The sequence below is a fragment of the Stenotrophomonas maltophilia group sp. Smal17 genome (genome assembly GCF_030237045.1).
Classification (GTDB): domain Bacteria; phylum Pseudomonadota; class Gammaproteobacteria; order Xanthomonadales; family Xanthomonadaceae; genus Stenotrophomonas; species Stenotrophomonas forensis.
The window spans coordinates 1-12,373 of the sequence record NZ_JASJSU010000008.1; the positions used below are offsets into that span (position 1 = coordinate 1).

Annotated in this window: 13 protein-coding genes and 1 pseudogene; 10 read left to right on the forward strand and 4 right to left on the reverse strand. The window is 68.7% G+C overall.

Annotation, left to right across the window (positions count from 1 at the left end):
• A pseudogene (locus QRO93_RS03935) lies at positions 1-251 on the reverse strand (AraC family transcriptional regulator); the annotation flags it as partial.
• Positions 252-439: 188 nt separating this feature from the next.
• On the opposite strand from QRO93_RS03935, the gene QRO93_RS03940 reads away from it, so the two are divergent.
• Positions 440-2,572, forward strand: a complete 2,133-nt coding sequence (locus QRO93_RS03940; RefSeq protein WP_180878628.1) for a TonB-dependent receptor — start codon at positions 440-442, stop codon at positions 2,570-2,572.
• Between the two features lie 110 nt (positions 2,573-2,682).
• On the opposite strand, the gene QRO93_RS03945 is transcribed toward QRO93_RS03940, so the two are convergent.
• Positions 2,683-3,159 carry a MerC domain-containing protein gene (locus tag QRO93_RS03945; protein ID WP_180878627.1) on the reverse strand — a complete coding sequence of 159 codons (477 nt, stop codon included), beginning with the start codon at positions 3,157-3,159 and terminating at the stop codon, positions 2,683-2,685.
• A 32-nt stretch (positions 3,160-3,191) separates the two neighbouring features.
• Between QRO93_RS03945 and QRO93_RS03950 the strand changes: the two genes are divergently transcribed.
• From QRO93_RS03950 to QRO93_RS03985, 8 genes are all read left to right on the forward strand, one after another.
• Positions 3,192-3,725: a DUF2796 domain-containing protein gene (locus QRO93_RS03950; protein WP_053449876.1), complete on the forward strand. Its 534-nt coding sequence runs from the start codon at positions 3,192-3,194 to the stop codon at positions 3,723-3,725.
• Complete coding sequence (locus QRO93_RS03955; protein WP_053449875.1) at positions 3,722-4,417, forward strand: ATP-binding cassette domain-containing protein; 696 nt, start codon at positions 3,722-3,724, stop codon at positions 4,415-4,417. Before QRO93_RS03950 ends, QRO93_RS03955 begins: the two co-directional genes overlap by 4 nt.
• Positions 4,410-5,663, forward strand: a complete 1,254-nt coding sequence (locus tag QRO93_RS03960; protein WP_180878626.1) for an ABC transporter permease — start codon at positions 4,410-4,412, stop codon at positions 5,661-5,663. Before QRO93_RS03955 ends, QRO93_RS03960 begins: the two co-directional genes overlap by 8 nt.
• A 2-nt stretch (positions 5,664-5,665) precedes the next feature.
• Positions 5,666-6,226, forward strand: a complete 561-nt coding sequence (locus tag QRO93_RS03965; protein ID WP_180878625.1) for a DUF3299 domain-containing protein — start codon at positions 5,666-5,668, stop codon at positions 6,224-6,226.
• Positions 6,216-6,842, forward strand: a complete 627-nt coding sequence (locus tag QRO93_RS03970) for a DUF3299 domain-containing protein (protein ID WP_180878624.1) — start codon at positions 6,216-6,218, stop codon at positions 6,840-6,842. Before QRO93_RS03965 ends, QRO93_RS03970 begins: the two co-directional genes overlap by 11 nt.
• On the forward strand, positions 6,842-7,588 hold the full coding sequence (locus tag QRO93_RS03975) for a hypothetical protein (RefSeq protein ID WP_285303957.1): 747 nt from the start codon (positions 6,842-6,844) through the stop codon (positions 7,586-7,588). Before QRO93_RS03970 ends, QRO93_RS03975 begins: the two co-directional genes overlap by 1 nt.
• A gap of 154 nt (positions 7,589-7,742) precedes the next feature.
• The gene (locus tag QRO93_RS03980; RefSeq protein ID WP_053509218.1) at positions 7,743-9,275 is read left to right on the forward strand and encodes an MFS transporter; all 1,533 of its coding nucleotides are present in this window, start codon (positions 7,743-7,745) and stop codon (positions 9,273-9,275) included.
• A gap of 4 nt (positions 9,276-9,279) precedes the next feature.
• Positions 9,280-9,837 carry a TetR/AcrR family transcriptional regulator gene (locus tag QRO93_RS03985; protein WP_180878622.1) on the forward strand — a complete coding sequence of 186 codons (558 nt, stop codon included), beginning with the start codon at positions 9,280-9,282 and terminating at the stop codon, positions 9,835-9,837.
• A gap of 87 nt (positions 9,838-9,924) precedes the next feature.
• Here the strand turns inward: QRO93_RS03985 and QRO93_RS03990 are convergent, their stop codons facing one another.
• On the reverse strand, positions 9,925-10,803 hold the full coding sequence (locus tag QRO93_RS03990; RefSeq protein ID WP_180878621.1) for an AraC family transcriptional regulator: 879 nt from the start codon (positions 10,801-10,803) through the stop codon (positions 9,925-9,927).
• Positions 10,804-10,909: 106 nt separating this feature from the next.
• Here QRO93_RS03990 and QRO93_RS03995 point away from each other — a divergent pair, with 106 nt between their 5' ends.
• Positions 10,910-11,446, forward strand: a complete 537-nt coding sequence (locus QRO93_RS03995) for a carboxymuconolactone decarboxylase family protein (RefSeq protein WP_008264612.1) — start codon at positions 10,910-10,912, stop codon at positions 11,444-11,446.
• Between the two features lie 39 nt (positions 11,447-11,485).
• Here the strand turns inward: QRO93_RS03995 and fdhD are convergent, their stop codons facing one another.
• Positions 11,486-12,334, reverse strand: coding sequence for a formate dehydrogenase accessory sulfurtransferase FdhD (fdhD, locus tag QRO93_RS04000; RefSeq protein ID WP_164086385.1), 849 nt, complete (start codon positions 12,332-12,334; stop codon positions 11,486-11,488).
• Positions 12,335-12,373 lie beyond the last annotated feature (39 nt).

Here is a 12,373-nt window from a genome sequence, read left to right on the forward strand (position 1 = left end):
TCGCCAGGCAGGACCACGGTGAACTGGCCCGGTCGCCACGGGGCCTGCAGCACGCCGATGAGCGTGCGCTGCTGCAGCCAACCCCCGCCGGCCATGGCCATGCCCAGTCGCAGTTGCTGCGGATGCCCCATCTCGCCTTCGCTGGCCTCGAAGCGGTGGCGCAGCAGGACCACCGCCCCGTCCGGGCTGACGTGGGCGGCCGCAGGCTGGGGGCCGGTTTCGCGCAGCAGCTGGTCGGCGAGGGCGGGCATCACAGATCCGGAAATGGAGCGGCGCTGCCGCGAATGGAGTGGCGGGATGGCGCGAATGTTACAGGATAACACTCTTGACCCGCGCTGCCGCCGCCCGCGCGTCCGCCTTTCCATCCGTTGAGGTCCGTCCGTTGAAGTCGTCCACGCCTGCTGCCGCCCTTGTTGCGGCATCCCTGCTCATTCCTGCCATGCCCGCGCTTGCCCAGCAGGCCGACCCGGCCACGCTTGACGGTGTCCGTGTCACCGGCTCCAAGCGCGATACCCCGTACCTGAAGAGCGACCTGTCGGTCACCGTGCTTGATCGGCAAGCGCTGAAGGAGGCCGGTGTCACCGAGTTCCGTGACCTCGACAAGCTCGCCCCGAACGTGAAGTTCAATGCGATGGGCCAGCTGAGCAACATGTTCATCTCGATCCGCGGCATCGAGTCCAATCCGTTCCTGGTCAACCGTGCGTCGGTCTATATCGATGGCATTCCGTTCCGTGAACTGAGCAATGCCGTGCTCAACCAGGTCGAGTCGGTGGAGGTGCTGCGCGGCCCGCAGGGCACGCTGTATGGCGCCAACAGCGAGTCCGGCCTGGTGCTGGTGCGCACGCGCGGTCCGGCCGATGCGCGCGAAGGCGAACTCAATGTGCGCAGTACCTGGTTCGGCAATGGCAATGGCACGGCACTGGATGGATTCCTGGCCGGCCCGTTGAGCCGCGATGGCCGCCTGTCCGGCTCGGTGGCGTTCATGGGCTCGGACGAGGATGCCTACCTGAAGAACCTCACGCCCTCCGGGGCGCGCGGCAGGGTGGGCGAGGGCTACCTGCAGGGCAAGCTGCGCTGGCGGCCGAGCGACTACGTTTCGGTGAATGCACTGGCCTACCATCTGCGCACCCGTGCGCCGGGCATGTTCGAGTACGAGTACCTGCCGCTGGATACCGGCCTGTACAACCGCACCTACGGCACCTCGCTCAACGGTGGCCGTCGCGCCGGTGATTTCACCTACATCAATGACGCACCCAAGCGCACCGGGAAGGATGAGTCGGTGGCGGGCCTGAGCGCGCAATGGCAGCTGCAGGCCGGCACGCTGGACGTGGCCGCCTCCTGGCGGAACGAGGAAGTGACCTCGGCCGGCTACGACTTCGACATGACCCAGAGCGCGGCACTGGCAGGCCGCATCTACGACCGGAAGAACGAATGGACGGCCGAGGCGCGCTTCAGTTCGCCCAGTGACCAGGCGCTGACCTGGATGGCCGGTGTGTCGACCTACCGCAACAGCAAGGATTCGATCCTGGGTACGTTCGTCGGCCCTGCGCTGCGCGGGCTGGACAGCTACAACCTGGCGCCGCGGCAGACCTCGAAGGGGGAGGACTACAGTGTGTTCGCCACCGCCAGCTACACCTTCCCGTCGCTTCCGCAACTGACCGCAAGTGCGGGCCTGCGCCATGAGCAGGCGCGGCGTTCCACCGAGCAGCGTGCCGGTGCGCTGGATCTGGGTGCCGGCGGCCGCGTGCTGTACCGCGATGCCGCGCTGGCGCATACCTTCTCGGCGACGCTGCCGCGGGTGTCGCTGCGTTACGACGCCACCGACGACCTGTCGTTCTATGCGGCCTCGGCCAAGGGCTACATTCCGGGCGGCTTCAATCTGGCCGCGGCGCAGAGCGATGTGGTCAACGACAAGGTGCTGCGCTATGAGTCCGAGCGCATGTGGAGCCATGAGCTGGGCTTCAAGATGAACCTGGCCAGTGGCCGTGGCCACATCGGCGGTGCGCTGTTCCATATCACCTCGGACAACTGGCAGGAGATCCAGGTGGCCACCGATGCCAACGGCCGCCCGATCTCGTCGGACTACGTGGGCTCGGATGCGTCGATCCGTTCGCGCGGCGCGGAACTTGAAGGCGTGTTCGAGGTGATGCCCGGCTTCACCCTGATGGCCAACGTGGGCTATGTCGATGCGAAGTACACCAGGCTGTGGGTCAGCGTCGACCAGAACCTGGCCGGCAAACGGGTCAAGCTGACCCCGCATTACACCGGCTATCTGGCGGCGCGCTACCAGTTCCAGTCCGGTCTCTACGCGCGGCTGGAATCGCAGTTCACCGGTTCCAGTGCGCTGGACGAACGCAACCGCGCGTTCCAGCCGGCCGTCGCGGTGCTGGGCGCGCAGCTGGGCTATGAGCGCGGGCCGTGGAGCACACGCGTGTTCGTACAGAACCTTACCAACAAGCGCCGCATCAACGGCCTGATATTCGACAACCTGGCGTTCGGCCGCGACGGCAACTACTACGGCCCGGTCGACAGCCCGCGCATCTTTGGTGCGGAAGTCGGCTATCGCTTCTGACGAGGCGGGGACGCCGGCCAGCGGCCGGCGCTACCGGTGGTGGTGCGGCGCGGACGGCCCGCGCTTCCAACGACAGGTAGTGCCGGCCGCTGGCCGGCATCTTCGAGCCGCTACCGATGGCTGTGCAGTGCCCGCCGGTTGCCAATATGCGCACAGGCCAGCAGCACGCCACCACAGGCCGTTGCCACCCCATGCCACAGCAGCGATTCCTTCAGCGGCAGGTACAGCGACGCCGACAGCAGCAGGCCGGCGCCCACGCAGGCCAGCCGCAGCGGCCACCTGCGACCATGCCGGCGCAGCCCCGCCGTGGTGCTGGCCAGCGCCAGCGCCGAGGCCACCAGCGCGAACAGCCACTCCCAGCGCGACATCATCAGCAGCAGCGTCATCGCGCCATGGCCGGGGTGCTGGAACGAGCGCAGCGCCATCATCGCGGCCGGCACGAACGCCAGCAGCAATGGCAGGGCGACGCAATGGGCGGCGCAGGCCAGCGACAGCCAGGCACCGGCCAGATCGAGGCGGGGATGCCAGCGTGCCGAAGCTGGCGGCTGGGCCAGGGCCCTTGCGGGCATCGAGGGGATATGGTCCATAATGTTACAGAGTAACAATTGGAGTCTCCCCCATGAAGCTTCCCGCTGCTTTTTTCCTGCTGCTGGCTGCCAGCGCCGCGCAGGCCCATGACGTCCGCCAGCTCGGTGCGCACGTGCACGGCCAGGCCACTGTTGATCTCGCGCTCGATCAGGGCGTGCTGGAACTGGCCCTGCAGGCGCCGGGTATCGGCATCCTCGATTTCGAGCGACCGCCGGCCAACGCCGCTGAGCGGGCATCGCTGGCACGCGCCACCGCGGTGCTGAAGAGTGGCAGCTGGGTAACGCTGCCGACGGCGGCGCATTGCCGGCTGGCCCGCAGCGATGCCAGCGCCGAGGGCTTCGATGCGACCGCCGCGGCACCGGCTGCCGGGCAGCACCGTCACGCCGGCTTCAGCGCCAACCTGCAGTACCGCTGTGCCAATCCCGCGGCGTTGCGCGCCCTGGTGATGCGCCTGCCAGCCGTGTTCCCAGGCCTGCACGAGGTCATCGTCAACACCGCAACCGATCGTGGCCAGGGCCGCAGCGTGCTGACCGCCACCCAGCTGCGCGTGGTACTGGCGCCGTGAGCAGCGCTGCGCTGATCAGGCTGGATGAGGTGCAGTTCGGCTATGGCCTGCGCCTGGTGCTGGACATTCCGCAGCTGTGGATCGAGCAGGGCAGCAGCGTGCTGCTGCGTGGGATCAGTGGTGGCGGCAAGAGTACGCTGCTGGGTCTGTTGGCCGGGGTGCTGCTGCCTGGCAAGGGCCGCGTCGAGGTGGCCGGGCAGGCGTTGCAGGCGATGCGAGGCGCCCGCCGCGACCGCTTCCGCGCCGACCACCTGGGCGTGATCTTCCAGCAGTTCAACCTGCTGCCGTTCCTCAGTGTGCGCGACAACGTTGCGTTGGGCCTGCGCTTCTCGCGCCTGCGCAGCGAGCGCATCAGCGGGCCGCTGGACGCCGAGATCGCGCGCCTGCTGGGCGCCCTGCAACTGGACCCGGCGCTGATGCAACGGCGCGCGGGCACTCTGAGTGTCGGCCAGCAGCAGCGCGTGGCGGCCGCACGTGCGCTGATCGGCCGGCCGGCGGTGCTGCTGGCCGATGAACCGACCTCGGCGCTGGACCGGGAGGCCGCCACGGCCTTCCTGCAGTTGATGTCCGCACAATGCCAGGCGGCCGGCACCACCGTGGTGGTGGTCAGCCATGATGATGGCCTGCAGCCGCTGTTCGACCGCACGATTGCCCTGGCGGAGATCAACCATGCAGGTGGCGCCCATGCTTGAGCTTGCCTGGGCCAGCCTGCGCAGCCGCGCGTTGAGCGTTGGCCTCACCGTACTGGTGATCACCCTCAGCGTGGTGCTGTTGCTGGGCGTTGAACGCGTGCGCGCACAGGCGCACGAGGGCTTCGCCAGCACGGTGTCGGGTACCGACCTGATCGTCGGTGCGCGTTCGGGGCCGGTGAACCTGCTGCTGTATTCGGTGTTCCATATCGGTGACCCGACCAACAATGTGTCCTGGCAGTCCTACCAGGAGCTGTCGGCGCTGCCGCAGGTGAAGTGGGCGGTGCCGTTGTCACTGGGTGACTCCTGGCGTGGCTACCGCGTGGTCGGCACCAGTGGCGGCTACTTCGATCACTACCGTTACGGCGCCGGTCACGCGCTGGCCTTCGCGCAGGGCCGGCCGTTCGACGATCTGTACGATGCGGTGATCGGGGCCGAAGTGGCCGCTGCGCAGCGGGTCGGCCTCGGCGATGAGATCGTGCTGGCCCACGGCACCGGCGCGGTTACGCTGGCCACCCATGCCGACAAGCCGTTCCGCGTGGCCGGCATCCTGCAGCGCACCGGCACGCCGGTGGATTCATCTGTCCTCGTCTCGCTGCCGGCCATCGAGGCGATCCATGTGGATTGGCGATCGGGTGTGCAGCTGCGCAGCCAAAGCGTCAGCGCCGAGCAGGCGCGTCACCTGGATCTGACCCCGACCAGCATCACGGCGTTCATGCTCGGCCTGAACTCGCGCATCGCCACCTTCTCGGTGCAGCGCAGGATCAACGAGTACCCGGAAGAGGCGATGCTGGCGATCCTGCCGGGCGTGACCCTGCAGCAGTTGTGGCAGTCGCTGGGCACGGCCGAACGTGCCCTGCAGCTGATCAGCGCGATGGTGGTGCTGCTGGGCATGGTGTCGCTGGTGGCGCTGCTGGTTTCGACCCTGCAGGAACGGCGGCGTGAGATGGCCGTGCTGCGTGCGATCGGTGCGCGGCCGGGTTACATCGCCGCCCTGCTGGTGGTTGAAGCGGTGGCGACCAGCGCGTTGGCCTGCGTGCTCGCGCTGGCGGCGCTGGCCGTGGCCAGCCTGGCGGGCCGCGCGTGGGCGCTGACCAGCTTCGGGCTGTCGATCACCCATGTCTGGCCGGACGGCCGCGAGCTGGCCTGGGCCGCAGGCGTGCTGGTGATCAGCGCGGCGGCCGGGCTGGTGCCGGCGCTGCTGGCCTATCGGCGCACGCTGGCCGATGGCCTGTCGCCGGGAGGCTGAGCATGCGCTGCTTGTGGATGTTGCCGATGCTGCTGTTCCTGGCTGCCTGCGAGCGGCCGGTGGATAGCGGCGTGCAGGCGCTGCCGCCGTCGCCGGTGATCGACCGCAGTGGCGCCGTGGCTGCGGGCACGGCTGAAGAACAGGAGCTGGACTGGCTGCAGATGATGCCGGGCGATGAGCTGGCCGCGCTGGAGCGGGGCGAGGGCCCCGAGGTCGAGCACAACGGCAACCGGCGCATGCCGCAGTTCGGCACCTTCCGCACCGTGGACGCGGTGCTGGAACGGCCGGTGCGCCTGCCGGGCTACGTGGTGCCGCTGGCCAACGCGCAGGACGGGCGCCTGACCGAGTTCCTGTTCGTGCCGTATTACGGCGCCTGCATCCACGTGCCGCCGCCACCGCCCAACCAGATCGTGCACGTGCTGCTGCCGCGCCCGATCGACATGCCGGACATGTATTCGCCGTTCTTCCTGGCCGGCACCCTGCGCGCGGAGCGGCTGGACGACGACCTGGCCGGTTCTGCCTACACCATGCGCGATGCGCACCTGAGGCCCTATGAACCGTGAGCACGTCGCCATGCTGGTGGGCTGCCTGTGCCTGGCTGGCTGTACGCAGCCGGTGCCGAACGCCGCACCTGTCAGCACCGCGCAGACCGCGCATTCCGCGCAGCCAACGGTGGCCGATGCTCCCATCAACCGCTGGGATGCGCTGCGGCCCGATGAAGTGACCTATCAGCGGCCGCCGCCGCAGATCGGCCTGTCACGCAATGGCATGGACGGCGTGGGCGGTTTGATCGACGACACCGGTTCCGGCACGCCGCCGGGGCAGGAGATCGACCATTCCAGCCCCGACCGCGCCAGGCAGTTCGGCTCGTCGCAGGTGGTCGATGCCGCCGATGGCCGCGCTGTGGATCTGGACGGCTACGTGGTGCCGCTGGGCACCAACGACGCCGGTCTGGTCGACGAACTGCTGTTCGTGCCGTTCTACGGCGCCTGCATCCATGTGCCGCCACCACCGCCGAACCAGATCATCCATGTGACCCTGGCCACGCCGATCGCGCTGGGCGACCTGTGGGACCCGTACCGGCTTGCCGGCCGCCTGCAGGTGAAGCGCTTCGATGCGGATATCGCCAGCGCATCCTACGACGCCGCAGCGGCAACGCTGACGGCGATCCACAACTGATGCGTGCGCGCTGGGTCATCGTTGCGGGCGTGCTGGTGAGCGGCGTGGTGTTGGCCATGTGGTGGCAGCGGCGTGCCGCGGTCTCCGAGCCGCCGACGATCGCGTTCCCGGCGCCCGCGGCGGATGCGCGCCAGCGCATCGAACAGCGCCTGATCGAAGAACCGGCCTTTCGCAACGACGTGCTGTTCCTGTTGGCGGCCACGCTGCGTGATCGCTGCCAGCCAGCACAGGCGGGGCTGCTGGCGCGCATGGCCAATCGTGCGTCGCTGCCGGTGCTGGCGGCGGTCAGCGCGGTGACCCTGCAGGATCCCACGCTCGACCGGCCGATCTACCAGTACATCCAGCATCGCGCCGATGCCCTGCGCTGTGGCCAGCCGTTGCAGATGCCGCTGGCGGCGGGCCGCAGCATGGACGTGGACATCGAGCAGTACGCGCGCACCTTCCCCGACAGTTACTTCGATCCGCAGCGCAGCAGTGAACCACGTGACTTCGCTGGCCTGTCGTTGCAGCAGCGCGCCGGCAATGCCTGCAACAGCGTGGTGTATTCGGTGCTGCCGCTGGGCGGCACCGACTGGCGTTGCAGCAGCCTGCGCGCCAATGCACGCGGGCGGGTGCGCGGCCTGTGCGAGGACGAACTGCGCCGCCAGCACGGCGGCATCGGTGGCGAGCTGGACATGGCCGTGGGGCAGGGCATGCAGGCGGCCGTGGTGTCCGCGATTGCCGCATTGCCGGAAGACTGCCGGTGAGTGTTTACCCGTAGAGCCAGGCCATGCCTGGCTGGGGCGCGCGGTCGCGCAGGCGTGCCTCTACAGAAGCTGAACCGGTCAATTGCGAAGATCATAACTATACAGGATATCCGGTATAGTTATGGTGGTACTTCACCCCCATCAGGTTTCCCCCATGGCTCTGTCCCAGCCCTTGGCCGGTGCTCCGGCCCTGTCGCGCGCCCGCCGCTGGGCGCTGTTGTTTACCGTGGCCGCCGGCTTGCTGCTGGTCACGTTGGACAACTCCGTGCTCTACACCGCGCTGCCCACCCTGACCGAAGAACTGTCGGCCAGTGCCGGCCAGGCACTGTGGATCATCAATGCCTATCCGCTGGTGATGGCCGGCCTGCTGCTCGGCGCCGGCACGCTCGGCGATCGCATCGGCCACCGCCGCATGTTCCTGATTGGCCTGGTGGTGTTCGGCGTTGCTTCGCTGGCTGCGGCATTCGCCGATAGTGCGGCGCAGCTGATCGCTGCGCGCGCGTTCCTGGCGGTCGGTGCGGCGGCGATGATGCCGGCCACGCTGGCGCTGATCGGCCTGAGCTTCCACGAAGAGCGCGAGCGCAACATCGCCATCGCGATCTGGGGCTCGGTGGCGATCGTCGGCGCCGCGCTCGGCCCGATCATCGGTGGCTGGCTGCTGCAGCATTTCTGGTGGGGCTCGGTGTTCCTGATCAACGTGCCGGTGGTGGTGGTCGCCTTCGTGGCCACGCTGCTGCTGGCGCCGGAAGGCCAGCGCGATACCTCGCGCCCATGGGATCTGGTGTCGTCGGTGCTGGCGCTGGCTGCGCTGTCCGGGTTGGTGTTGGCGATCAAGTCGCTGATCGCCACGCCGCCGTCGTACGCGCTGGGCGCCGGCGCGCTGCTGCTGGCGGTCATCAGCGGTGCGGCGTTCGCGCGGCGCCAGCAGCAGCTGCCGTACCCGCTGCTGGACTTCGCGATCTTCCGCAATCCCGCGTTCCTGGCCGGCACGCTGTCGGCGGTGTTCACCCTGTTCGCGATGGCCGGCCTGCAGCTGGTCACCACCCAGCGCTTCCAGCTGGTGGCGGGCTTCACCCCGTTGCAGGCGGGCCTGCTGGTCTCGGTGGCGGCGCTGGGCAGCCTGCCCAGCGCGTTGCTGGGCGGCAGCATCCTGCACCGGGTCGGCCTGCGTCCGCTGATCTGCGGTGGCCTGGCCGCAGGCGCGGTGGGTGTCGGCGTGGTTGCGTTCGGCTTCCCGCACGGCCTGGGCTGGGTGGTGGCCGGCATGGCCATCACCGGCTTCGGCATGGGCTCGGCCATCTCGGTGGCGTCCACCGCCATCCTCAATAATGTGCCGGCGCACCGTGCGGGCATGGCCTCGTCGGTGGAGGAAGTCTCCTACGAATTCGGTGGCCTGCTGGCGGTGGCGATGCTGGGCAGCCTGAGCGCGGCGATGTACAGCGCCTTCCTGCCGGCCTCGGCCGATATGCCGGCGCTGGCACGCGAGGGCTTCACCCAGGCCCTGCATGTGGCACGCGAGAGCGGGCAGGGCGAGTGGTTCACGCTGGCCACGGCTGCGTACGACCGCGGCTACCAGATCGTGCTGCTGGTGATCACGGTGATGCTGGCGGTCGGTGCGACGATCATCGCGCGCCTGCTGCGCGGCCGAGTCGGCAGCCGCGAGGGCGCGGCCGATCGCGTAAAATGATGCGATGAGAACCAGCAAGCGCGACCGCATCCTCGACGCCGCCGTCAACGTGATCAATCGTGACGGCGTGCGTGCGGTGACCTTCGAGTCGGTGGCGGCCGAGGCCCAGCTGACCCGCGGCGGCCTGCTGTACCACTTCCCCTCGCGCGAGGCGCTGCTGCGCGGCATCGACGAGCACCTGGTGCAGGCCTGGGAAGCATCGATGGAAGCGCTGCTGGGCAAGAGCGCCGGAGAAGCGACGGCGCTGGAGCGCTATCAGACCTTCGTGCGGGTGTCGGCGCAGAGTGCCACCCGTGCCGAGCTGATGTTCATGCTCGAATCGGCCGACCCGGATGCCGATGAGCGCCCGTGGGGCCCGGCGGTACGCCGCTGGGCGCCGTTGCCGCCTCCACCCGGGCAGGACGACCCGGCCGCGCTGGACAATTTCGTGGCGCGGCTGGCGGCCGATGGCCTGTGGATCTACGAAGCGATGTACGAAGGGCAGCTGGATGAAGGCGTGCGTGCCCAGGTCGCCGAACGCATCGCCGGGTTGCTGGCCAAGTCCGGTGGGGCGGCCGGCTAGACCATCGGCCATCGCGCGGGCATCGCTCTTGGTAGAGCCGACCGCTGGTCGGCTGCCATGTAGCGTCGAGCCATGCTCGACGGCCTTTCAGGCAAGGCCGGCCAGCCACGCCCGTGGCGATGCCCCCAGCCGCTTGCGGAAGGCCTTCGACAGCGACGCGGTATCGGCAAACCCCACCTCGATGGCGACCTGCTTGACCGCCACGCCCGCCCGCAGCTGCGCGCAGGCCAGGCTCAGCCGCCAGTCCAGCAGGTAGCTCGCAGGCGTCGCCTGCATCACCTCCTTGAACACCGCCGCGAAGGCGCTGCGCGACATGCCGGCGGTGGCGGCCATGCGCGGCAGCGTCCATTCGTGCTGTGGCGCCTGATGCATGGCGACCAGCGTACGCGCCAGCCGTGCATCGGACAGGCCGCGCATCAGCCCATGGCTGACACCCGCTGCATCCGGGTGGTCGACCACCCAGCGCAGGATCTGGATCAACGCCACTTCGAACAGGCGGTTGGTCAGCAGCCGTGAACCACAGCGTTGGCGATCAGCCTCGGCAAACAGCAGGTGCAGGGTGTCGTCCAGTTCGCTGATCGCAGCCAGCGGCACCACCATCACCGGCGGCAGTGACTGCACGATCGGATTGCGCGCACCACCATCGAAATCCAGCGTGGCGCAGGTGAAACCCGGTCCCTCCAGCGGCGCGTTGTGGAACACGTGGTGCAGCGGCTGCGGGTACAGCAGCAGGCTGGGGCTGTCGATCTTCAGTCGTGGCAGTGCGGTATCGCCATCGGGATGGCGGACCTCCATCTCGCCCTGGCGAAGGATGTGCAGGAACGCGCGCCCGGGCTGCGGCGCGAACACGTGCCGCCCACACAGCGGGCCGCTGTGGAACAGCGCGGCCTGTACGCGGAAACGTTCAAGCAGCGAGGACAGGCGGTCAGGCGCGGAGGTATCCGTCTGGGTTGTAGAAGCGTTCATGGACGAATGGACAATACAAGCGGCCGATATGGCCTGATATGTCCATGGAGTCTACCTAGGATGGCCGGGTCGTCCAATCCCGGGCGCTTTCCCAAGGAGATCCACCATGTCCCGTGTCCCCCTGATCGATGCATCCGCCACCACCGCCGACCGCCAGGCCCTGCTGGGCCAGGTGCATGCCGCCTTCGGTGCCACTCCGGCGATGTTCCGTGCCGTGGCCAATTCTCCGGCCGCGCTGCAGAGCATGTGGGGGGCGTTCGGCGCGCTGGGCGCTGGCCGGCTGTCCCCGTTGCTGGGCGAGCAGATCGCCGTGGCCATCGCCAACCGCAATGCCTGCGAGTACTGCCTGGCCGCACACACCGCGCTGGGCCGCAAGGCCGGCGCCAGTGGCGAACAGATGGCCGCCGCGCAGATCGGCCAGTCCAGCGATCCGGCCACGGCCGCCGCACTGGACTTCGCGCTGAAGGTGGTCGAGCAGCGCGCGCAGATCACCGATGCCGATGTGCAGGCGCTGCGCGCGGCGGGCTTCGACGATGAGCTGATCGTCGAAATTCTCGCCCACGTGGCGCTCAACCTGTTCACCAACTACGTCAACGTAGCGTTCGACGTGCCGGTGGATTTCCCGAAGGTGGCACTGCGCTGAGGCATGCCTCGGCCGGGGGCGAGGTGCTCCCGGCCGGTTTCAGACCGCCGTGTCGTCGTGCGCCTGCAGCCGCTCCGGATGGGTATACACGTTGAATCCGTTCTCGCGTGCGAACCCAACCAGGCACAGCCCGGCACTGCGGGCCAGGTCGATCGCCAGCGCGGTCGGCGCCGACACCGCGGCCAGTACGCTGGCGCCGGCACGCACGGCTTTGCTGACCATCTCGTAGCTGGCGCGGCTGGAGATCACCAGCAGGCCGCCGTCGATGACGTGTTCGTTGTGGTGCAGCGCGCCGATCAGCTTGTCCAGCGCATTGTGCCGGCCGACGTCTTCGCGCACCCAACCGATCCGGCCGCTGGCGTCGGCCCAGGCCGCAGCATGGGTGGAACCACTGACTTCGTTCATCGGCTGGTGCCGCGACAGGGTGGCCAATGCCCGTTGCAGCGCGGCATGCGGATAGGTGCGGCGTCCGTGGATCTGCGGCAGCGGACGCAGCACGTCCTCCAGTTGCCGCGTGCCACACAGACCGCAGCCGCCACGGCCCGGCAGCAGGCGTCCGTTGGCCGGGTCCAGATCGGCGCCGGGTGCGTCGTCGGTCACGGTCATCTGCAGCTCGATGCCCTCCAGCTGTGGCCGCACATCGATGGTCACCAGCTGCGACGGCGCGGTGATCAATCCCTCGCTGAGCGAGAAGCCCAGCGCGAAATCTTCCAGGTCGCAGGGGGTAGCCATCATCACCGCGAAGGCGGCGCCGTTGTAGCGCATCGCGACCGGCACTTCCTCGGCCACCACGTCGACCTGCTGCTGTTGCCCCTCGCTGCGCCAGCGCTGCATCGGGCGCTGGGCCGTGCCGGCAGGCGGGGTGTGCGGCGGGGTGGAGTCAGGCATTCAGCGTGTCCGGGCAAGAGGGAAACGCAGGTGGTGGAC

Bases quoted from the DNA above. Each gene is read 5' to 3' on its own strand.
- QRO93_RS03980 (WP_053509218.1), top strand. From the start codon at position 7,743: ATGGCTCTGTCCCAGCCCTTGGCCGGTGCTCCGGCCCTGTCGCGCGCC.
- QRO93_RS03990 (WP_180878621.1), bottom strand. From the start codon at position 10,803: ATGAACGCTTCTACAACCCAGACGGATACCTCCGCGCCTGACCGCCTG.
- QRO93_RS03940 (WP_180878628.1), top strand. From the start codon at position 440: ATGCCCGCGCTTGCCCAGCAGGCCGACCCGGCCACGCTTGACGGTGTC.
- QRO93_RS03960 (WP_180878626.1), top strand. From the start codon at position 4,410: ATGCTTGAGCTTGCCTGGGCCAGCCTGCGCAGCCGCGCGTTGAGCGTT.
- QRO93_RS03965 (WP_180878625.1), top strand. From the start codon at position 5,666: ATGCGCTGCTTGTGGATGTTGCCGATGCTGCTGTTCCTGGCTGCCTGC.
- QRO93_RS03985 (WP_180878622.1), top strand. From the start codon at position 9,280: ATGAGAACCAGCAAGCGCGACCGCATCCTCGACGCCGCCGTCAACGTG.
- QRO93_RS03995 (WP_008264612.1), top strand. From the start codon at position 10,910: ATGTCCCGTGTCCCCCTGATCGATGCATCCGCCACCACCGCCGACCGC.
- QRO93_RS03950 (WP_053449876.1), top strand. From the start codon at position 3,192: ATGAAGCTTCCCGCTGCTTTTTTCCTGCTGCTGGCTGCCAGCGCCGCG.
- fdhD (WP_164086385.1), bottom strand. From the start codon at position 12,334: ATGCCTGACTCCACCCCGCCGCACACCCCGCCTGCCGGCACGGCCCAG.
- QRO93_RS03975 (WP_285303957.1), top strand. From the start codon at position 6,842: ATGCGTGCGCGCTGGGTCATCGTTGCGGGCGTGCTGGTGAGCGGCGTG.
- QRO93_RS03945 (WP_180878627.1), bottom strand. From the start codon at position 3,159: ATGGACCATATCCCCTCGATGCCCGCAAGGGCCCTGGCCCAGCCGCCA.
- QRO93_RS03970 (WP_180878624.1), top strand. From the start codon at position 6,216: ATGAACCGTGAGCACGTCGCCATGCTGGTGGGCTGCCTGTGCCTGGCT.